The sequence below is a fragment of the Buchnera aphidicola (Periphyllus lyropictus) genome (assembly GCF_024029895.1).
In the GTDB taxonomy this organism is placed as follows: Bacteria; Pseudomonadota; Gammaproteobacteria; order Enterobacterales; family Enterobacteriaceae; genus Buchnera_J; species Buchnera_J aphidicola_BA.
Map to the genome: position 1 here is coordinate 294456 of NZ_CP097457.1, position 22071 is coordinate 316526.

Here is a 22071-nt window from a genome sequence, read left to right on the forward strand (position 1 = left end):
AAATTATTTTTAAATATTTTAAAATTTTTTAAAATAATTTAAAAAAATTTTTTAAAAATAAACAATTTATTTAAAAATTTTTAATTTTTTTTTAACTAATTTTATTAAACAATTAATAGTTTTTATTTTTGAAGATTCTTTATCTTTAATTTTAATATTAAAATTTTCTTCTATTGCCATCATAATTTCAATCATATCTAAAGAATCTGCTTCTAAATCATTTTTAAAAGAATCTTTTTTTGAAATTTTTTTTTTTAAAGACAGGCAATTTAAAATAGTATTTTTTATTTTTTTTTTTAATTTCATATATTTTCCTAAATAAAAAAATTTTTTATAGTGTAAATATTCCTCCATTAATATGAAACGTTTGTCCTGTAATATATGATGCTTTTTTTGAAGATAAAAATTTTACTAAAAAAGCCACTTCTTCAGGATTTCCAAATCTTTTCATAGGAATTTTTTTTAAACATTTATTTTTTTGTAATTTAGTAAGATTTTTTAACATTTTTGTTTTAATAAATCCAGGAGAAACTAAATTTACCGTAATTTTTTTTAAAGCTACTTCTAAAGATAAAGATTTTGTAAATCCAATTAAAGCAGCTTTGGAAGAAGAATAATTTACTTGTCCTGCATTACCTATGAAACCTGATAAAGAACCGATATTTATAATTCTTCCATATCTATTTTTTATCATATTTTTTATAATTTTTTTTACAATATAAAAAACAGAATTTAAATTTATATTTATTACTTTTTTCCAATTTTCTTTAGACATATTTATAATTAAATTATCTGAAGTAATTCCTACATTATTAATTAATATATCAATATTTCTTATTTTTTTTTTCATTTCTTTTAAAAATTTTTTAATAGAAGAAAAATTTTTTATATTTAAAATCATTCCGCTTCCATATTTTCCTAAAATTTTTTTAATTTTTTTAGATCCTTTATAAGTTCTTGAAGTTCCAATAATTTTATATTTTTTTTTTATAAATTTTTTTAAAATTTCTAATCCAATACCAGTACTAGCTCCTGTAATAAGAACATTTTTTTTTTTCATAATTAATTTTATTGTAAAAAATTTAGGATTAGCAAAAAATTTTTTTAATAGATAAAGGTATGTAATTTTTATTTTTCTTATTTAATTTTGTTAAATTGTTTTCTGAACTAATTTCTAAAAAATATTTTATTTTTTTAGAGATTATTAAATCAACAGTTTTTTTCCATTGAATTGTTTTACATAATTGATCAATTAAAAGATTTTTTATTTTAAACGAATTATTCGTACATTGAAGTGTGGAACTATCTATAATTAAATTTTTAGGTTTATAAAATTTAATTTTTTTTATTTTATGGAATAATTTTTTTTTTATATATTTCATAGAAGGGCAATGAGAAATGGTTTTTATGGGTAATTTTATTATATATTTTGCTCCATTTAATTTACATTTTAAAGATGCTTTTTTTGAATTTTTTTTATTTCCAGTAATTACAATTTGATTTTTAGAATTAATACAAGCAATAGAAACAGGATTTTTTTTAGGATATTTTTTACAAATTTTTTTTATGATTTTTTTTTTTAATCCTATAATTGCATACATTCTTCCTATTTTTTTTTTCATTATTTTTTTTCTATAAGAAATTATTTTTAATGCATCTAAAAAATCTATAGATTTACTACATACTAATGCAGAATATTGACCTAAGCTATGCCCAGACATTATATCAGGATGAAAATGAAAATATGATTTCCATAATTTATATATAGAAATAGAAATAGTAAAAATTTCTATTTGATTAAAATAATTAGAATTTTTTTTTTTTTTCTTTTTCTTTAATTTTTTCCATAAATTATAACCTAAATAATTTGAGGATCGAGAAAAAGTTTTTCTTATTATAGAATAATTTTTATATAGTTTTTTAACTATATAAAAATTTTGTGAGCTTTGTCCAGGAAATAACATTGCAAATTTCATTTTCTTTATTTTTTTATATTATTTTTTATTAAAATAAATTATTTATAATAATAAAAATTTTAAATTAATTTTTTTCCTTTATAAAATCCTTTTTTTGTCATATGATGTCTTAAATGAACTTCTTTAGTAAAATTGTCAATTGATAACATTTTTATTTTTTTTTTTAATGAATCATGAGATCTTCTCATTCCTCTAGTTGATCTTGTAGGTTTACTTTTTTGAACTGCCATTAATTATTTTCCTAAAAATTATACGTATTAATATTATATATAATAATTTTAAATATTATTCAAGTAATTTGTTTTAAAAAATATTTATAAATATTTTTTATTAATTTTTTTTATTTTTTTTAAAAAATTAAAATAAATATTTTATTGCATTTTTGAAATTTTTTTTGATAGGAGCTTTAATAATTATTTTTTTTTTTAATTTTGGATGAAAAAATATAATTTTTCTAGCATGTAAAAAAAGAGTTTTTTTTATTTTTTTTTCTTTAATTTTTTTATCTAAAAAATTATTTCCATATCTATTATCAAAAATTATTGGATGACCTAAATAAGCAGAATGTACTCTTATTTGATGAGTTCTACCTGTAAATGGAATTATTTTAAGAAAACTATATAAAATAGTATTTTTTTTTATTTTGAATAAAGTTTTTGAAGATTTTCCTTGATCATTTATATATACCATTTTTTTTTTATATACATTATTATTTTTTAATAATGAGTTATTAACTATTTTTTTTTTAAGTAAAAAATTTCCATGAACTAAAGATATATATGTTTTTTTTATTAATTTATTTCTAAATTGTTCATGAAAATAACGTAAAGATGATTTTTTTTTAGCAATCATTAAAATTCCAGAAGTATATCGATCTAATCTATGAATTAATTCTAAATATTTATTTTTTGGTTTTAAAATTCTTAAAATTTCTATAATTCCAAAATCTATTCCACTTCCTCCATGTACAGAAAGTCCAGATGGTTTATTTAATATCATTAATAAATTATCTTCATATAATATATTTTTTAATATTTTTTTTTTTAAATAAGTATTTATTGATATTTTTTTTTTTTTAATATAATTAATTTTTAATGGAGGAATTCGAATTTTATCTCCTATTTTTAATTTATATCTTGCTTTAACTCTTTTTTTGTTTATTCTTATTCTTCCTTTTCTTATTATGTTATATAGTTTACTTTTTGGTACATTTTTAAATTTATTAATTAAAAAATTATCAATTCTTTGTTTTATTGAAAATTTTTTAATTATTATAAAAGATACTTTTGTTATTATATTATTCATAAAATTTCTATTTTTATTAAATTTAAATTTTTTTTTAAAAATTTATTTAAAAAAATAATTTATTATTTTAAGAGTTTATTTGTATGAAAAAAATGTTAGTTTCTGTTTCTAGTAAAGAAGTTAAAATAGCTGTTGTTAATAAAAATAATTTGTATAGTTTTAATGTAGAAAATAAAAATTTTACTAAAATAAATAATATTTATTTAGGTTTTATTATAAATATAGAAAAAAGTTTAGAAGCTTGTTTTGTAGATTATGGAGAAAAAAAATTAGGTTTTTTACCATTTAAAGAAATTTATAATTTTAATTATATTAAAAAAAATATTCAATATTTTAAATATAATAATTTAGAAATAAAAAGGAAAAAGATTTTAGTGCAAGTTTTAAAAGAAAATAAAAAAAAAAAAGGAGCTTTGTTAACTAATTTTATTAAATTATTTGGAATATATGTAATAATATTTCCAAATAAACCTAAAATTAAAGCAATTTCTAAAAGAATAAATAAATTAGATTATATATATCTTAATGATGTTATTAATAAAATAAAAATTCCAAAAAATATGGGGATTATTATACGAACTTCTGGATCAGGTAAATCAATTAAAGATATTCAATTAGATTGTAATGAACAAATAAAAAATTGGAATAAAATTAATTTTAAAAAAAAAAATAATGTTATTCCAATAAAAATCAATAAAATAAATAATTTTCATATAAATATATTAAGAAAATTTTTAATATATAAATTGGACAAAATAATTATCGATGATTTTTTGTTTTTTAATATTATAAAAAAATTATTTATTAATTTTAAAAAAAATAATTTACAAAAAAAAGTAAAATTTTTTAAAAAAAAAACGTCTATATTTAATTATTATAATATTTATGATCAAATTTTTTCTATTTTTAAAAAAAAAATCATTCTTCCTTCTGGAGGTTCTTTAGTAATTGATAAAACAGAAGCATTAACTGTAATTGATGTTAATTCTTTTCGTTCAAATAAAAAATTAAATTTAGAAGAAACTTCTTTTCATACAAATCTAGAATCTATATTTGAAATTCTTAAACAATTAAGATTAAGAGATTTAAGAGGAATTATTATAATTGATTTTATTAATATGAATAATATTAAAAATAAAAAAATTATTGAAAATATATTTAAAAAAAATGCAAGAAAAGAAAATTCTAAAATAAAAGTAGGAAAAATTTCTTTATTCGGATTATTAGAAATTTCTAGACAAAAAAAATATTTTTTTTAAATATTTATAAAATTTTTTTTAATTCATTAGAACTAGAATATACTTTATTTATTTTTTTTAATTCTTTTAATGAAGGAACTATTTCATTTAAATATATTTTGCATATTGTATTTAAAATTCCATATCCAGAAATTTTTGATAATGGTATACTTACATATTTTTTACGATTGTTAAAAAAATTTACAATAGTATCGGGTTCAAATAATGATTGATATTGATTATCAATATGACATGGTTCTCTATCTGATAATAAAATTATATCTTCAAATGTTTTAATTTCATTTTTTTTTGAATTATCTTCTTTTATTATTATAATTTTACTTAAAATATTTAATAATTTTTCTTTTTTATTTTGATAAAAATCTATTTTATTTATTTTTTTTTCATCTATTGTTTTAATTTTGTTGTTTATTTCATAAATATTATCAATTATATAATTTATTTCTATAAAATAATTTTCAATTTGATTATTTATAAAATTTTTAAAATTTTTTAATTTTATATAAATATTTTTATACATATTTATAATTTTTTTTAATCGTATTTTTTTATATATATTTAAAGATGGATTTTCGTTCATATCTTTTATTTTTTTACAAATATCTGGAATACTTTTAATAAGTAATTTTTTTCTTCCTAAAAATATACTTCTTAATTTTAAAAACATTATTCTTTTGATTTTGCGTATCATGAATTTTTTTATAAAATCTTTATTTATATTATTACTATAACGATAATTAATTATATTTGAATAAGGACAAAAAAATTTATTAGAATATAAATAATTTTTGTTTATTAAAAAACAATTTTTAGAATAATATATTTTTTTTTGTTCATAATTTTTATTTAAATTAAAATTAATAATATTTTTATATTGAATTATTGAATCTAAATTAATATTAATCATTAAATTTCCTATAATATTTAATTTTTAAGATTTTAAATTTTAAGTTTTTTTTTAAAAAAAACCATATTTTTTTAAATTGTTTTAAAAATAAATATTTTTCATATTTATTTTTATAAAAATTTTTCAATTTGATTTAACAAACATTGGCCTAGAGGACCTAAATCTGCCCATAATTTGTCATCTTTTAAATATACATTTCTAATTACTGCTTTACTATATTGTATACATGGAATAATTTCAATATCATTTTTAGCTAACATCGTAAAATAATAAACGTGATATTTTCCTGTTTCTGAAATTAAATATTTTTTATCTATATCTTTTTTATTAATAATAAAAATTTTTTCTCCTTTTTTTGAAGATCCTATTTCTTTTGAAAAAATAATATTTCTATTTTCATCATAAATTACTATTCTAACATAAGGAGAATTTTTAGAAAATTTTCCTGATATTATTAGTGGATTTTTATCAAAAACAATAATAGAACTAGGTACAAGAACTTCTTTATTTATAAGATATTTATAATTTTCAACAGAAATTGATGGTTTATTTAATTCATTTATATTTTCTGATTTATTAAAATTATTTGATGAATTAACAAATAAAGAATTTTTTTTGTAAAAATTATCTAAATTTGATTCTTTTAAATCATTTTCTTTTATACTTTTTTTTAAAATTTCTAAAAATCTATCATTAACACATTTATAAAAATATTCTTTTTTTTTATTAATTTTTTTATTTTTAAATTTATTAATATTATTATTAAAAAAACTTAAAATAGAATTTTTTTTGATTGAATTATTCATTTTTAATTTACCAAATTATAGTTTTTGTAAAAACAATTTTTTTTATTTAAAATAAAATAATATCTTTTATATAAACATATAATATAAAAATTTATTTTTTAAGTAAATATTTAAAAATTTAATTTCATTTAATATTTTACAATTAAATTAAAAATTTATGAAATTTTATTTATTAATTAAATATTTATTTTTGAAATTTTTTAATTTATTTATATAAAAAATAAATTTTTATAATATTTTTTTTAATTTTTTATAAAAATATATTATATTTAAAGTTAATGTTAAAAAAATAAAATAATAAATTACATATTTTTTAAAATTTTTTATAATTTAAATTGGAGTGAATAATGAAAAATAAATCTATTTTTATTTCTCTTTTATTAAGTGGATTTGTTACAACAGCACACGCACAAAGTTTTAATCATGAAAATTCTTTTTATTTTGGTTCAAAAATTAATATTATTAAACATAAAGTTAATGATAATATTGAAAAAATGATAGATAATTATCAGATTATTAATAATCCTTATAAAAATATTTTAATAGGAGTATATGCTGGATATAAATATAGTAAAAATTTTGGAATAGAGTTTGCATATAATACTCCTATATCTTCTAGAAGTGAAAAAAATAATCTTGACATACGTTCAATGTTTGATCAGAATTATAATATAAAAAATGAAAAATATTTAAATAATATATATATAAATGAAAAAATTTTAAAAGATAAAGAACAAAAAAAAGAAAATAATGGAATTATAAATAAAGAAGATCTTAAAGATATTGCTTTAAAAGAAGAAAAAAAAAGAAATAATAAACTTAATTTTAAAAAAGAAAAAATAAACAATGATATTTTATTTAATAAATTATTTGAAAAAATAAAAAAACGAAATTTTCCTATTAAAAAGAATATAGAATTATCTACAAGATTTACATGTCCTTTAACATCTAGCATAGATTTTTCTACAAGATTAGGGCTTTCTTTAAATATATCTAAAGATATATTGTTTTCTAATCTAAAAGATAAAAGTTTATCTATAAAAAATAATCTTTTTCCAATTTTTGGCGCAGGAATTTCATATCAAATAAGTGATAATTTAATATCTACATTTGAATTTTCAAAAAAATCAAGTTTTTTTAATGAAAAAAATTATAAATACGATGCAGATAATTCAAGTATATTAGATTTTAATATTACATATAATTTTGATAACATAATACCAAAAATGTTTAAATATAAATTTTTAAATAAAAAAACTATTGATATTCTTCAACTTCAAAAAGATTTAGAAGATTCTTTAAAAAATTTTAAATTACCAAAAAAAAAGAACTCATCACCAATTTCTAAAAATAATTCTTCTAAAGAAAAAAGTTTTAAAAAATTTTATAATTATTATAAAAAATATTTTAAAATGTTTATAGAAAAATTAAAAAATAATATTTTATAGAAAAAATAATTTTAATTTTTATTTTTAAATTTTTTTAAAAATTTATAGATAAAAATTTATTTTAAAAAATGAAATAATTTTATTATTTTTTTTATTTGTTTTTTTTTTTTTTTTTTGGAGGAGAGGGATTCGAACTCTCGGATGATTTCTCATCGGCGGTTTTCAAGACCGCTGCCTTAAACCACTCGGCCATCCCTCCTTTTTTTTAAAAATTTTATTAAAAATTAAAAAATTCTTAAATATATTAAGAATTTTTAATTTTATACATATTAAATACAATTAAATAAAATGTAAAGTTTATTTTTTTAAATAACTTTTTTTATATATTATAAAAGATATATTGACATTTTAATTTTATTTGTTATATATATAAAAAGTAATAAAAATTTTTTTTTAAAATTATATAAAAAATAATTATAATTAGGTGCATTGGCAGACTGGAATTATGCAGCGGATTGCAAATCCGTATAACTCGGTTCGATTCCGAGGTGCGCCTCAAAAAAAATATATCTAAAAAAAATTAAATTAATTTTTCTTATTATCTTTTTTAAAAAAAATTGCCCGAATGGTGAAATTGGTAGACACAAGGGACTTAAAATCCCTCGGTTATTTATAACTTTGTGGGTTCAAGTCCCGCTTCGGGTATTAAAAATTTTTAATTCATTGATCCTTGAAAAATTTTAAATTTTTTATTTTCTTTTAAAATTTTAAATTTTTTAAATTTTTTTTTAATATATTTAACACAAGTTAAATTTCTATTAGATACTATTATAAGTTTTCCATTTTTTTTTAAATGAAATTTTGCCTTATAAATAATTTCTTTAATAAAATTAGTAGAAAATTTTAAATTTTTATGTAATGGAGGATTAGAAATTATTAAATCAAATTTTTTTTTAATATTAGAATAAAAATTACTTATTTTAAATTTTCCATTAAAATTATTTAATTTAAAAGTTTTTTTAGAACATTTTAAAGAAGTTAAACAACTATCAGATAAAGTTATTTTATTTTTATATTTTTTATTTGCAAAAGGAATTGAAAGAATTCCTGATCCTGATCCAATATCAAGAATACTTTTTTTAATTATTTTTTTTTTATATAATAAAGAAAATAAAAATTTACTTCCTTCATCTATTTTTTTGTAACCAAAAACTCCTGGTAAAAATATTATAGGAATATTTTTTAAATAATGAATTTTATAATATTTTTTTAAATTAAATTTATATTTTTTATTAATTATATAAAAATATATAGTACATTTTCTTCCATAATTTAATTTTTTAAAATTTATATTTTTTTTAAAGAAATTAACGAAACTATTAATTCCACTTTTATTTTCTCCAACAAGAAAAATTATTGATTTTTTTTTTAGAGAAGAAATAATATTTTTTAATTGAAATAATGTTTCTTTTTTATTTTTAGAAAAAAAATAAATTATTGTATTATATTTTTGTATTTTTTTTTTTTTAATTAAAAAACGAATATAAATATTTTTTTTTTTTAAATTTTTTAAATATTTTAAAAAATGATATTTTTGAACGTGTATTATTTTATTTTTTGTTTTTAATATTTCAGGTAAAGAATCTTCTATATTTCCAGAAAAAATTACTTTTTTTTTCGAAAAAATTTTTTTATGAATTAATATTAATTGACTTGGCTTACTTAAATTCAAAATTTTATCTCCTAATTTTTTTATATTTTTTATTTAATGATATTAATTTATATACATGTTAATATTTTATAAATATTTTTATAAAAAAATAAAAAAAATTATGTAATTTATATTATGAATCAAAAATTTAAAAAAATACCAATTACTTTTAAAGGTAGTGTTTTTACTACATTAATTCTTTATTTAAAAAGTAATAAAGTAAATAAAATTTATGATGCTTTACAAAAAAAAATAAAGGAATCTCCTAAATTTTTTAAAAATGCTCCAATTATTGTAAATTTATCTTTATTTCCAAAAAATTCTAATTGGATTAAAATTCAGAAAGTAATTTTGTCTAGTGGATTTTTAATAATAGGAATTAGTGAGTGTTATGATTTATATTTAAAAAAAATAATTCAAAAATTAGGATTACCAATTTTTTCAAATACAAGAAAATTAATAAATTTAAAAAAAAAATCAATAAAAAATAAAATATTATTTAAAAGTATAATTTATAAAAATACTATACGTTCAGGTCAAACCATATATGCAAAAAAATCTGATTTAATAATTATAAATAATGTCAATGAAGGATCTGAATTAATTGCTGATGGAAATATTCATGTTTATGGAAAATTAAGTGGAAGAGCTTTAGCTGGAGCTCATGGAGATTCTACTAGAAGAATATTTTGTACTAATTTATATTCAGAATTATTATCTATTTCTGGAGAGTATTGTTTAATGGATTTAATTCCAAAAAATATTTTAAATAAATCTGCTCAAATATTTTTAAAAAAAGGAATTATTAATATAAAAAAATTATAATTACTTTAAATCTTAAATTTAAGGAAATATTAAGAAATGACTCGTATTATTGTAATTACATCTGGTAAAGGAGGAGTTGGAAAAACTACTTCAAGCGCATCAATTGCTACTGGTTTAGCTCAATCTGGAAAAAAAACTGTAGTTATTGATTTTGATGTAGGATTAAGAAATTTAGATTTAATTATGGGTTGTGAAAGAAGAGTAGTTTATGATTTTATAAATATTATTCAAGGAGAATCAACTGTAAATCAAACTTTAATTAAAGATAAATATACAAAAAATTTATTTATTTTACCTACTTCTCAAACTAAAGATAAAGATTCTTTAACTTATGAAGGTGTAGAATTAGTTTTTAAAAAATTATTAAAAATGAATTTTGACTTTATTATTTGTGATTCTCCTGCAGGAATAGAAAGAGGAGCTTTATTAGCTTTATATTTTGCTGATGAAGCAATAATTACTACTAATCCAGAAATTTCTTCAGTTCGAGATTCAGATAGAATTTTAGGTATCCTTTCGTCTAAATCTAAACGAGCTAAAGAACAAAAAGATCCTGTAAAAGAATATTTATTATTAAATAGATATTCTCCGAATAAAGTTTATTCAGGAGATATGTTAAGTGTAGAAGATGTATTAGATATTTTAAGAATACCATTAATAGGTGTAATTCCAGAAGATTTATCTATTTTAAAAGCGTCTAACAAAGGATCTCCAGTTATTTTAAATTCAAAATCTAATGCAGGACAAGCTTACCAAGATGTAGTTAAAAGGTTATTAGGAGAAACTATTGAATTTCGTTTTATAAAAGAAAAAAAAACTTTTTTTCAACGTTTATTTGGAAGATAATTATGACTCTTTTAGATTTTTTTTTATTTAAAAAAAAAAAAACAGCTATTATAGCAAAAAAAAGATTAAAAATTATTATTGCTGAACAAAAAAAAAATACTAAACAACCAAATTATATTCCTGCTTTAAAAAAAGAAATTTTAAAAACAATTTGTAAATATATTAAAATTGATAAAAAATCTATTACAGTTGAATATGATAAAAAAAATAATAATATTTCAGTATTAGAATTAAATGTTAAATTACCAAAATAATTTTCTAATAAAAAAATTATTTTTTTATTAGAAAATATTTATTTTTTTAATAATGATTATTATGAATTTAATTATTAATTTTGTTATTTAAATAATTTGGAATTATAGTTTTTTTTAAATTTTTATTATTTTTAATAATTTGCAATGCTAAAGGTATTATATCTATAGCAAATGGATTACTAATATTAAATATTTTTTTTTTTTTATAATTATTTAAAAAAGAAAAATTTACATTTTGTATAATATTCCATTTCTTTTTTATTTCTTTTAATTTTTTTAAAGCAATTTTATTAGAAATAAATAATTCTTTTTTTATTAGTATCCATTTTTCATTTTTAAATAAATATTGACCCCAATAAATATTTTTTTTATTTGCATACATTAAAATTATAAAATTTTTTTTTAAAGTTTTTCTTTTAGCTTGTTCAGCTAAAATTTTTAATGTAGAAATTCCAATTAATGGAATTTTTAATCCTATTGAAATTCCTTTTGCTACACTTGTTGCAATTCTAATTCCAGTAAAAGATCCCGGTCCTTTCGAAAAAGCAATATAATCAATTTCTTTAATTAAAATTGAATTTTTAAATAAAATTTTTTGAATCATACAAATAATCATTTTATTATTATTTTTATAAGAAAATTGATATATTTGATCTATTTTTTTATCTTTTTTTAAAGCTATTGAACATAAATTTAAAGTCATATCAAAAGTTAATAACTTCATAATAGTAAAATTTTTTTAAATTGTAATATATTAATATTTTTATAACTTATTTATATAAAATTTTTTATAAATAAATTATAAGATTTTTTCATTATTTTTTTTTGAATTTTTAGTAATTCTTACAAGATCTATTTTATAATTTTTTACTTTTATAATATGAAAATTAAATGAAGATATATTAATAATATCTCCTGAAACAGGAATATTTCCTTTTTTTTCAATTAATAAACCAGCAATCGAAGCATGAACATTGTTATTATCAATCAAATTTTTGGTATTTAATACTTGTTGAATATAATGTAAATTTGTATGTCCTTTTACTAACCAACCATTTTTTTCTTTAGTAATATCTGGTGTTTCATCAGCATCTGGAAAATCTCCAGCAATAGCTTTTAAAAAATCTAATGGAGTAATTAAACCTTGAACAATATTAAATTTATTTAAAACAATAACCATATTTCCTTTAGACTTTTTTAAAATTTTTAATAATTTTATTGGATTTAATTTTTCTGAAATAAAAATAGGGGTATTTCTAGATAAACAATCTAATATTTTTTTCTTATTTTCAATAATTGAAAATAGTTCTTTTGCTCGAACAACTCCTATAATTTTATCTAAATTTCCTTTACATATTGGAAATAAACTATGAGGGGTATCTAATAATTGTTTTTTTATTTTTTTATGCGATTCTTTTATATTTATCCATGAAATTTCCATTCTTGGAGTCATGATACTTTTTATAGGTCGAATAGCTAAGTTTATAAGATTATAAATCATATATTTTTCTTCTTTTTTGAAATTAATATATTCTTTAGAATCATAATTATCATGATTAAAATTATGCATTTTTTTAAAAATCTTTTTATTTTTTTTATCTTTTTTAATAATTTTTAAAATAGTTTCTAATACTCTAATTCTAATAGGTCTTTTACATTGATATAAAGAAAAATTATATTTAGATATTTGATTAAATAGTTCAATACAAATAGAAAATATAATAGCTACATATAAATATGTTTTAGAAATGTAAAATCCTAAAGATTCACATATTAAACTAACTCCAATCATTAATAAAAAACTTAAGCATAATACAATAATAGTTTTATATTTATCAACAATTTTTTGTAATGATTTAGAAATAAATAACATAACCATTATAGAAATAATAACAGCTAAAATCATAACAAATAAATTATTTACAATTCCAATTGCTGTAACAATTGAATCTAAAGAAAATATTGTATCTAAAATTACTATTTGAAAAATAATTATCCAAAAATTTGAATATTTATTATTTTTTTTCTTTTTTATATTTTTATTATATAAATTTTCATTTAGTTCTATTAAAGAAATTAAAGATAAAAATATTCCACCAATTAATAAAACAATTTCTCTAATAGATAAAGTAATATATTGGTTAGAATAAATAGGATTAGTAAGAGAAGTGGACCATGATATAAATATAAGAAAAGAAATTCTTATAAAAAGTGATAATATTAAACCAATAATTCTAGCCTTTTTTCTTTGTTTAGGATTTAACTTTTTAACTAAAACTGTTAAAAAAATTAAATTATCAATACCTAATACTATTTCAATAACTATTAATGCTAATAAACCAGTCCAAGCTGACGGGTCTAAAGTAAATGTCATTAAATACTCCATAAAATAAAAGAAATTTTTATAAAAATATATTTATGAATTAAAGTTAATTAAATTTTTGGGTATTAATTTAATAAAAATTTATAAATTTTTATTTTTTAATATTATATAAAAAATTTTTAAAAAAAAATTTTTAAAATATTTATTAAAACCTCCGTATTTATAACAGAGGTTATTTAAAAATTTTCAATGTTTTAAAAAATTTTTAATAAAATTTTAAATAAACAATTTTTTATTAAATTGCAAAAACATTTACAGCAGAAGGTCCTTTTTGTCCTTCTTGAATTTCAAATTCTACGTTTTGACCTTCAGATAAAGTTTTAAATCCTTCGCCTTGAATAGAAGAAAAATGAACAAAAACATCTTTACTACCATCTTCAGGAGTAATAAATCCAAAACCTTTTGCTTCATTAAACCATTTTACTTGGCCTTTAATCTTTGACATTACAATATCCTTAAAAATTTACATTATAACAAAATTACTATGTATTATATAAATAAAAAATATGAATTTTATTAAATAATATTCATTAATCTTATCATAGAGGATTTTTAAATAAAAAACAATATTTAAACATTTTCTTTATTTTTTAAAAACTTTTATTTTTGTTTTTTTTTAAATTTTTATTTATAAAAATTTTTATTACATATATTTTTTTTTATTTAAAGCATCAATTCTACTATCTAATGGAGGATGAGATTTTAAAAGATTTAAAAAAGGATTATAATTATTATCAATACATAAGGAAGAAATATTTTTTGGTTCAACAATTTTTTTTGAATTTAATTTTAATTTTTTTAAAGCTGCAATCATATTTTTTCTTCCTACTAATTTAGCTGAACCTGCATCAGCATAAAATTCTCTATTTCTAGAAAACCACATCACAACAATACTTGAAAAAATTCCAAACATTGTTTGTAAAAAAAATGAAAAAATTGTACGAGTTATAGATTTTTTTTTTAAAAAATTAATTTTTTTTTTATCTTTTAAATAAATATTTGATAAAAAATAAATAATTATTTTAGATAAAAAAATTACAAATGTATTTACAGTACCTTGTATTAATGTCATAGTAACCATATCTCCATTAGAAATATGTGTCATTTCATGAGCAATTACAGCTTTTATTTCATTTTTAGGCATTTTTTTTAACAATCCAGAAGATACAGAAATTAAAGATGAATTCTTCGTTGGTCCTGTAGCAAAAGCGTTTATATTATCAGATTGATATATTGCTGTTTCAGGAGTCTTTAATTTTAATTTTGAAGATTGTTTTTTTATTATTTTTAATATCCATTTTTCAGATTTATTTTTAGGATTAACAATTATTTTTGAACCAGTTGAAAACATAGAAATTCTTTTTGAAAATAGTAATGAAACAAAAGCACCTCCAAATCCAAATAAAAAAGTTGATATAATAACTTTTGTTAATTTATTAAAATGTATTCCAAATAAACAAGAAATTATAGAAATTATACTTAAAACAGATATATTAGTTAATGAAACTAAAAATATTCGATTCATATTTTTTCCTTTAATAAAAAATTTTTTTAATGATTATTAAATAATATATTTATATATAAATATTTTTAAAAAATTAAAAAAAAAAAAGAAAAAATAAAATAATTTTTTGATAAAAAAATAAATATTTATTAAATTTTATTCCATGATCTTCCATCTTTTTTTAAAAGATAATTAGAAGATTCAGGACCCCAGGTTCCAGCTTTATAAAATTCAACTTTCGATTTTTTTTTTTTCCAAGATTTAATAATAGAATCCACCCATTTCCATGAAGCTTCTATTTCTTTTTTACTAACAAATAAAGATTGATTTCCTAAAGAACTCTCTAATAATAATCTTTCATAAGCATCATATAAATATAAATTTTTAAATTCTTTTTGATAACTAAATTTAAATTTAATTTGTTTTAGTTTAAAATTTGAATCTAATCCTGGAACTTTATTGTTAATATAAATATCAATACCTTCATTTGGTTGTAAATTTATAACCATTTTATTTAAAAGTTTATTTTCATTATTTTTTTTAAATAAATTTAAATAATTTGGTTTAAAAAAAATTACAATTTCAGATTTTTTAATAGGCATTCTTTTTCCAGTTCTTAAATAAAAAGGAACATTATTCCATTGTGAATTTTTAATATTCACTTTAATTGCAACAAAAGTCTCAGTATTTCTATTTTTTATAGATCCTATTTCATTAATATATCCAGGAACTTTTAAATTTTTTAATAATCCTGAAGTATATTGTCCTCGCACAGTAAATTCATTTATGTTATCTCTGTTAATTATAGATAATGATTTTAAAACTTTTAATTTTTCTAATTGAATATTATTTGCTTTTAAATTATCTGGAGGAGACATTGCTATTATTGATAATATTTGTAATAAATGATTTTGAATCATATCTTTCATTTGTCCAACTTTATCAAAATAACTCCATCTTCCTTCTATTCCTACTTCTTCAGAAACTGTAATTTGAATATGATCAACAGTATTTTTATTCCAATTAGTAAAAAAATGAGAATTAGAAAATTTTAAAGCAATTAAATTTAAAATAGTTTCTTTTCCTAAATAATGATCTATTCTAAATATTTGTTTTTCTAAAAAATATTTTCCTATTGTATTATTAATTTTTTTTGAAGTTTTTAATGAAGTTCCAATAGGTTTTTCTATAATTATTCTATTTTTATTAGAATTTAAATTAAATTTTCCTAAACCTTTACAAATAATTCCAAAAATACTTGGAGGCATAGCAAAATAATGAATTATAATTCTTTTTTTTTTGTTACATAATTTTTTTAATTTATGAAAATTGTTTATATCATTTACATCTATATTTAAAAAATGTAATCTAGAACTAAATTTTTTCCAAATATTTTTTTCTAAAATTTTATTATTATAATTATAAATAGATTGTTTTGCTATTTTTTTATATTCTTTATTTTTCCAATTAGCTCTACCAATTCCAATAATTCTTGTATCTTTATATAATTTATTTAATTTTTCTAATCTATATAAAGAAGGAAGTAACTTTTTTCTTGCTAAATCACCTTTAGTTCCAAAAATAACTAAATCATATGCTTTTATTTTTTTAGAAATCACTATATTTCCTATTTATTAAATTATAAAAATTTTTATTAATTAAAATTTTTTTAAATAAATTTATATTTTATTATATAAATATAATTTTCTATAAATTAATATAAAATTAAAAATTTTTTTAAAATAACAATATTTTATATAAAATTATTTTTTAATATAAATTATGTTTTTTTTTGATAAAAGTTAATTTATAATAAATATTTTATATTATTTTAAAAAAATTTTTAATATATTTATAATATTTTTAATAAATATATTTTTTAATAAAAAATTTTATAAATATTTATTTTATATTATATAAAATTAACATATAAAAAAAAATTTTTCTTAAAATATAAAAAATTTTTAGGATTATTAAAATGTTTAATAGAATTAGAAGAACAAAAATTGTTGTTACACTAGGACCTTCAACTGATTCAGATGATGTTCTAAAAAAAATTATTTTATCTGGTGCTAATGTATTAAGATTAAATTTTTCTCATGGAACTAAAGAAGAACATATAAAAAGAGCAAAAAGAGCTTTTAAAATAATTAAAGAAACAGGTAGTAATATTGCTATTTTAGGTGATTTACAAGGACCTAAGATAAGAATTTCTAAATTTAAAAACAATCAAATTTTTTTAAATAAAGGAGATTCTTTTATTTTAGATTATTCTTATAAAAATAAATTAGGAAATAAAAAAAAAGTAGGATTTAATTATAAAAATTTAATTAAAGATATTTTTATAAAAAATATTTTATTATTAGATGATGGAAAAATACAATTAGTTGTATTAAATGTAAAAAAAACAAAAATATATACTAAAGTTTTAATTGGAGGTTTTTTAGAAAATAACAAAGGAATTAATAAATTAGGAGGAGGATTAAATGCAGGTTCTATTACTAATAAAGATAGGAGAGATATAATTACTGCATCTAAAATTAAAGTAGATTATTTAGCAATTTCTTTTCCAAAATGCGCTAAAGATTTAGAAATAGCAAGAAAATTAATGAAAAAAGCTGGAAGTAATGCAAAAATTATTGCAAAAATAGAAAGAGCTGAAGCAGTTCATAATGATCAAATAATTCAAGAAATAATTTTAGCTTCAGATGCAATTATGGTAGCACGAGGAGATTTAGGAATTGAAATTGGAGATCCAGAATTAGCAGGTATGCAAAAAAAACTTATTAGAAAAGCTAGACAACTTAATAGAGTTGTTATTACAGCAACACAAATGATGGAATCTATGATATTTAATTTAGTTCCTACAAGAGCAGAAGTTATGGACGTTGCAAATGCTGTTTTAGATGGAAGCGACGCTGTAATGTTATCTTCTGAAACAGCTTCAGGAAGAAATCCAGTAGAAACAGTAATATCCATGTCAAAAGTTTGTAAAGGAGCAGAAAAAATACCAAGTATGAATGTTTCTAGACATCGAATGAATCTTGCTTTTGATAGTATTGAAGAAATTATTTCTATGTCTACTATGTATTCTGCTAATCATTTAAATGGAGTAAAAGCAATTATTACTATGACTGAATCAGGAAAAACAGCATTAATTACTTCAAGAATAAGTTCTGGACTACCAATTTTTGCATTATCTAGAAATATTAAAACTTTAAAATTAACTGCTTTATATAGAGGAGTAATTCCTATTTTTTTTAAAACAAAAAAACAAGGTTTAGAAGCTTCTAAAAAAGCAATCAAGTTATTATGTGAAAAAAAATATTTAAAATTTAATGATATAGTTATTATTACACAAGGAGATATTAAAGGAATACCTGGAAATACTAATACTATGAGAATTTTAAAAGTTACTAAGTTTTAAAAAAATTTAAAATTTTTAAAAATATTAAAATAAATTAATTTTTTTAAATAAAAAATTTCTTTAATTTTTTAAAACTTCATTTTTTAATAAAAAAATTAATTTAATTATTTCATTTTATTTTTATAAAAATTTTTTAATATTCATTTTTTTAAAATATAAAAAATTAAAATAACAAAAATATTTTTATTTTATTATTTTTATTCCTAATTCATTAAGATCATTTTTTTTTACGATATTTGGAGCTTTTGTAATTAAACAATTAGCAGAAGTAGTTTTAGGAAATGCAATAACATCACTAATATTATTACTATTTGTTAATAACATAGATATTCTATCTAATCCTAATGCTATTCCTGCATGAGGTGGAGTTCCATATTCTAAAGAATTTAAAAAAAAACCAAATTTTTTTTTTTGTTCAGTTTTTGTTAATCCAATAATTTTAAAAATTTTTTTTTGTATTTTTTTATTATTAATTCTTACAGAACCTCCTCCTATTTCTTGTCCATTTATAACTAAATCATATGAATGAGAAAAAATTTTTTTAGGTTTTTTAACTATTTCTTTTAAATTTTTATATTTTGGTAATGTAAAAGGATGATGAGTAGTAGAAAAACTATTATTTTTATTTTTTTTAAACATAGGAAAGTTTTTTACCCAAACTACAGACCATTTTGATAAATTAATTAAATTTAAATTTTTTGATATAAAATTTCTTAATTTTCCAAATGCTTTATTTATTATTTTTTTTGAATCATATGCTAAAATTAAAAAATCATTTTTATTGGCTTTATTTTTTTTAATTATTTTTTTAATAATTTTTAAATTAATTTTTTTAAATTCTTTATTTTTTGTAAAAATTTTTCCTAATTTAATATCTTTAACTTTAATTAAAATAATATCATTTATTTTATATTTTTTTAATTTTTCTATATAAGAATTTATTTTTTTTAAAGTAAGATTTTTTACATTAGGTATTTTTAAAGTAACTATTCTTTGCTTTTTTTTATTAAATTTTTTAATAAAAAAAGAACTTTTTAATAATATATTTTTTACAGAAATTATTTCTAAAGGATTTCTTAAATCAGGTTTATCTGTTCCAAAACGATTCATAGATTCTTTAAAAGATATTTTTTGTATATTTTTTAAAGTAACATTTTTTATTTTTAACCATAATTTAATAATCATTTTTTCTATTATTTTACATAATTTTGATTTACTTATAAAAGATGCTTCAATATCAATTTGAGTAAATTCAGGTTGTCTATTAGATCTTAAATCTTCGTCACGAAAACATTTAACAATTTGATAATATCTATCTACTCCTGATATCATTAATAATTGTTTAAATAATTGAGGAGATTGTGGTAAAGCATAAAATTTTCCTTTATGAACTCGACTTGGAACTAGATAATCACGAGCACCTTCTGGAGTAGAACTAGTTAATATAGGAGTTTCTATATTCCAAAAATTATTTTTATTTAAAAAATTAATAATATTTTTTACAATTAAATGACGAATATTTAAATTTTTAATTATTTTTGATTTTCTTATATCTAAATATCTAAATTTTAATCGATTTTTAATTGAAGAAAAAGAATCAAAATCTAAAGGAAGTTTTTTAGAAGTATTTAAAATATTTAAAATATCAGCAATAATTTCTATTTCTCCTGTATATAAATTAAAGTTTTTATTTTTTTTATTTCTTTCTTTTACTATTCCAGAAATTTGTACACAAAATTCTACTTTAATTTTTTTAACTTTTTTAAATAATTCTTTATTTTTTTTATAAAAAACTACCTGAACACATCCTTCTCTATCTCTTATATCTAAAAAAATTATTTTTCCAAAATTTCTTTTTTTATTTACCCATCCACATATAGTTATTTTTTTTTCAATATATTTTATATTTATTTTTCCACAATAATTTGTTCTCACAACCATCCCTTAAGTAATATATTTTTTAAGTTACTTATTAAAATAATTAAAATTAATAAATTTAAAAAAATTAATTTGATAATTTTTAATAAATTTATTAATTTAATTTTACTTAAAAAAAAACAATTTTTATAAAAAAATTGTTTTTTTAATAAATAAAAGATTTTCCAATATATGTATATTTATATATAAAATAAATATTATTATAAAAAAATTTTTTCCTGTTTTTTTAAAATAATTTTTTTTAAATGTAAATTATATATAAAATTTTTTAAAATTATCGACTTCTAAAAATTATTCTTCCTTTTGTTAAATCATAAGGAGTTAATTCTACAGTAACTTTATCTCCAGTTAAAATTCTAATATAATTTTTTCTCATTTTTCCAGAAATATGTGCAACAATTATATGTTTATTTTCTAATTTTACACGAAACATAGTGTTTGGTAATGTATCTATTACTTTTCCTTGCATTTCTATATTTTCTTCTTTTACCATATTTTCTCTTAAATTTTTAATTTTTTATAGTTTTTATAAAGATTCTAAATATTTTTCTGAATCTAAAGATGCTATACAACCACCAGCAGAAGCAGTTATTGCTTGTCTATAAGAATTATATATTACATCTCCAGCAGCAAAAATTCCAGGAATGTTAGTTTGAGAATAATAATTTTGTATATTTTTTACAAGAACAATATATCCGTTTTTCATTTTTATTTTTTTATTAAATATTTTTGTATTTGGAATATTTCCAATAGCTATAAAAACTCCAGATACATTAATATAAAATGATCTTTTATTTTTTTTTGAAAAAATCTTTAATTTATTTACTTTATTATCTTTTCCTAATATTTTTTCTATTTTAGAATTACTATGAAATATAATTTTTTTATTTTTTATTTTTTTTAAAACTTTATTAATTAAAATTTTCTCTGCTCTAAAAAATTCTCTTCTATGAATTAAATGTATTTTTTTTGATATATTTGACAAATATAAAGCTTCTTCTAAAGCAGTATTTCCTCCTCCAATAACTGCAACAATTTTATCTTTATAAAAAAAACCATCACAAACAGCACAAGTAGAAACACCTTTTCCTAAAAATAAAGATTCTGATTTTAATCCTAAATATTTAGGAACTGATCCTGTAGCAATTATTATTGAATCAGATGTATATTGAAAATTTTCACCAATTAATTTAAAAGGAGTATTATTAAAGTTTACATCAATTATATGATCATTAATAATTTTAGTATTAAATTTTAATGCATGTTTTTTTAACCGTTTAATAAAATTAAAACCAGTTAAAATTTTTTCATCTCCAGGCCAATTTTCAATTGAATTTGTATTAGTTAATTGACCTCCTGGAATGTTTCCAGTAATTATAATAGGATTAAGATTCGCTCTTGCTGAATATATTGCAGCAGTATATCCTGCTGGTCCAGATCCTATAATAATAATTTTGTTATGTATATTTTTTTTTTTCATTTTTAGTTATTTTTTTTATTTTATTTTTATAAGAAATATTTATTATAAAATTATAGTATAAT

At 17.1% G+C, this 22071-nt stretch carries 22 protein-coding genes and 3 tRNA genes; 8 read left to right on the plus strand and 17 right to left on the minus strand.

The annotated features are described in order from the left end of the window. Positions 1-66: 66 nt before the first annotated feature. The 5 genes from M5J13_RS01540 to M5J13_RS01560 form a co-directional block, all read right to left on the minus strand. Positions 67-306, minus strand: a complete 240-nt coding sequence (locus M5J13_RS01540) for a phosphopantetheine-binding protein (protein ID WP_252837145.1) — start codon at positions 304-306, stop codon at positions 67-69. A 25-nt stretch (positions 307-331) separates the two neighbouring features. Then, positions 332-1060, minus strand: coding sequence for a 3-oxoacyl-ACP reductase FabG (fabG, locus tag M5J13_RS01545; RefSeq protein WP_252837147.1), 729 nt, complete (start codon positions 1058-1060; stop codon positions 332-334). Between the two features lie 28 nt (positions 1061-1088). Next, positions 1089-1976 (minus strand): acyltransferase domain-containing protein, encoded by an 888-nt coding sequence (locus M5J13_RS01550; protein WP_252837149.1) that lies wholly within the window; start codon positions 1974-1976, stop codon positions 1089-1091. A gap of 59 nt (positions 1977-2035) precedes the next feature. Beyond that, the gene (gene rpmF / locus M5J13_RS01555; RefSeq protein ID WP_252837150.1) at positions 2036-2206 is read right to left on the minus strand and encodes a 50S ribosomal protein L32; all 171 of its coding nucleotides are present in this window, start codon (positions 2204-2206) and stop codon (positions 2036-2038) included. Positions 2207-2333: 127 nt separating this feature from the next. Further along, entirely contained in the window at positions 2334-3281 is a 948-nt protein-coding gene (locus M5J13_RS01560; protein ID WP_252837152.1) for an RluA family pseudouridine synthase, read from the minus strand. An 83-nt stretch (positions 3282-3364) separates the two neighbouring features. Between M5J13_RS01560 and M5J13_RS01565 the strand changes: the two genes are divergently transcribed. Further along, the gene (locus tag M5J13_RS01565; RefSeq protein WP_252837153.1) at positions 3365-4540 is read left to right on the plus strand and encodes a ribonuclease E/G; all 1176 of its coding nucleotides are present in this window, start codon (positions 3365-3367) and stop codon (positions 4538-4540) included. Between the two features lie 4 nt (positions 4541-4544). Here M5J13_RS01565 and M5J13_RS01570 read toward each other — a convergent pair whose 3' ends face one another. Continuing rightward, on the minus strand, positions 4545-5447 hold the full coding sequence (locus tag M5J13_RS01570) for a FlgK family flagellar hook-associated protein (RefSeq protein ID WP_252837154.1): 903 nt from the start codon (positions 5445-5447) through the stop codon (positions 4545-4547). A 110-nt stretch (positions 5448-5557) separates the two neighbouring features. Further along, positions 5558-6253: a hypothetical protein gene (locus M5J13_RS01575; protein ID WP_252837156.1), complete on the minus strand. Its 696-nt coding sequence runs from the start codon at positions 6251-6253 to the stop codon at positions 5558-5560. Positions 6254-6600: 347 nt separating this feature from the next. Between M5J13_RS01575 and M5J13_RS01580 the strand changes: the two genes are divergently transcribed. Then, on the plus strand, positions 6601-7701 hold the full coding sequence (locus M5J13_RS01580; protein WP_252837158.1) for a hypothetical protein: 1101 nt from the start codon (positions 6601-6603) through the stop codon (positions 7699-7701). Between the two features lie 115 nt (positions 7702-7816). On the opposite strand, the gene M5J13_RS01585 is transcribed toward M5J13_RS01580, so the two are convergent. Continuing rightward, a tRNA-Ser gene (locus M5J13_RS01585) sits at positions 7817-7900 on the minus strand. A 224-nt stretch (positions 7901-8124) separates the two neighbouring features. Here M5J13_RS01585 and M5J13_RS01590 point away from each other — a divergent pair. Together M5J13_RS01590 and M5J13_RS01595 are read left to right on the plus strand one after the other, a co-directional pair. Beyond that, a tRNA-Cys gene (locus tag M5J13_RS01590) sits at positions 8125-8197 on the plus strand. Between the two features lie 63 nt (positions 8198-8260). Continuing rightward, positions 8261-8346: transfer RNA gene (locus M5J13_RS01595), tRNA-Leu, on the plus strand. A 10-nt stretch (positions 8347-8356) separates the two neighbouring features. Here M5J13_RS01595 and M5J13_RS01600 read toward each other — a convergent pair. Further along, the gene (locus M5J13_RS01600; protein ID WP_252837159.1) at positions 8357-9373 is read right to left on the minus strand and encodes a methyltransferase; all 1017 of its coding nucleotides are present in this window, start codon (positions 9371-9373) and stop codon (positions 8357-8359) included. Positions 9374-9487: 114 nt separating this feature from the next. Here M5J13_RS01600 and minC point away from each other — a divergent pair, with 114 nt between their 5' ends. From minC to minE, 3 genes are read left to right on the plus strand one after another with little or no spacing between them, the layout of a single operon-like run. Then, positions 9488-10177 (plus strand): septum site-determining protein MinC, encoded by a 690-nt coding sequence (minC, locus tag M5J13_RS01605; protein ID WP_252837160.1) that lies wholly within the window; start codon positions 9488-9490, stop codon positions 10175-10177. A 36-nt stretch (positions 10178-10213) separates the two neighbouring features. Next, positions 10214-11023 carry a septum site-determining protein MinD gene (minD, locus tag M5J13_RS01610; RefSeq protein WP_252837161.1) on the plus strand — a complete coding sequence of 270 codons (810 nt, stop codon included), beginning with the start codon at positions 10214-10216 and terminating at the stop codon, positions 11021-11023. 2 nt (positions 11024-11025) lie between these two features. Next, positions 11026-11277 carry a cell division topological specificity factor MinE gene (gene minE, locus M5J13_RS01615; protein ID WP_252837162.1) on the plus strand — a complete coding sequence of 84 codons (252 nt, stop codon included), beginning with the start codon at positions 11026-11028 and terminating at the stop codon, positions 11275-11277. Between the two features lie 67 nt (positions 11278-11344). On the opposite strand, the gene tsaB is transcribed toward minE, so the two are convergent. From tsaB to zwf, 5 genes are all read right to left on the minus strand, one after another. Continuing rightward, on the minus strand, positions 11345-12001 hold the full coding sequence (gene tsaB, locus M5J13_RS01620) for a tRNA (adenosine(37)-N6)-threonylcarbamoyltransferase complex dimerization subunit type 1 TsaB (RefSeq protein ID WP_252837163.1): 657 nt from the start codon (positions 11999-12001) through the stop codon (positions 11345-11347). Between the two features lie 75 nt (positions 12002-12076). Beyond that, positions 12077-13651 carry a TerC family protein gene (locus M5J13_RS01625; protein ID WP_252837164.1) on the minus strand — a complete coding sequence of 525 codons (1575 nt, stop codon included), beginning with the start codon at positions 13649-13651 and terminating at the stop codon, positions 12077-12079. Positions 13652-13895: 244 nt separating this feature from the next. Then, positions 13896-14105, minus strand: a complete 210-nt coding sequence (gene cspE, locus M5J13_RS01630; protein ID WP_252837165.1) for a transcription antiterminator/RNA stability regulator CspE — start codon at positions 14103-14105, stop codon at positions 13896-13898. A 198-nt stretch (positions 14106-14303) separates the two neighbouring features. After that, entirely contained in the window at positions 14304-15185 is an 882-nt protein-coding gene (gene htpX, locus M5J13_RS01635) for a protease HtpX (RefSeq protein ID WP_252837166.1), read from the minus strand. Positions 15186-15313: 128 nt separating this feature from the next. Continuing rightward, on the minus strand, positions 15314-16786 hold the full coding sequence (zwf, locus tag M5J13_RS01640; RefSeq protein ID WP_252837509.1) for a glucose-6-phosphate dehydrogenase: 1473 nt from the start codon (positions 16784-16786) through the stop codon (positions 15314-15316). A gap of 356 nt (positions 16787-17142) precedes the next feature. Here zwf and pyk point away from each other — a divergent pair, with 356 nt between their 5' ends. Next, a complete protein-coding gene (gene pyk, locus M5J13_RS01645; RefSeq protein WP_252837167.1) occupies positions 17143-18591 on the plus strand; it encodes a pyruvate kinase in 1449 nt (482 codons plus the stop codon). 183 nt (positions 18592-18774) lie between these two features. On the opposite strand, the gene aspS is transcribed toward pyk, so the two are convergent. The 3 genes from aspS to trxB form a co-directional block, all read right to left on the minus strand. Further along, the gene (gene aspS, locus M5J13_RS01650; RefSeq protein ID WP_354667644.1) at positions 18775-20526 is read right to left on the minus strand and encodes an aspartate--tRNA ligase; all 1752 of its coding nucleotides are present in this window, start codon (positions 20524-20526) and stop codon (positions 18775-18777) included. A gap of 277 nt (positions 20527-20803) precedes the next feature. Then, complete coding sequence (gene infA / locus M5J13_RS01655) at positions 20804-21022, minus strand: translation initiation factor IF-1 (RefSeq protein ID WP_252837169.1); 219 nt, start codon at positions 21020-21022, stop codon at positions 20804-20806. Positions 21023-21055: 33 nt separating this feature from the next. After that, positions 21056-22009, minus strand: coding sequence for a thioredoxin-disulfide reductase (gene trxB, locus M5J13_RS01660; RefSeq protein WP_252837170.1), 954 nt, complete (start codon positions 22007-22009; stop codon positions 21056-21058). Between the last annotated feature and the right edge of the window lie 62 nt (positions 22010-22071).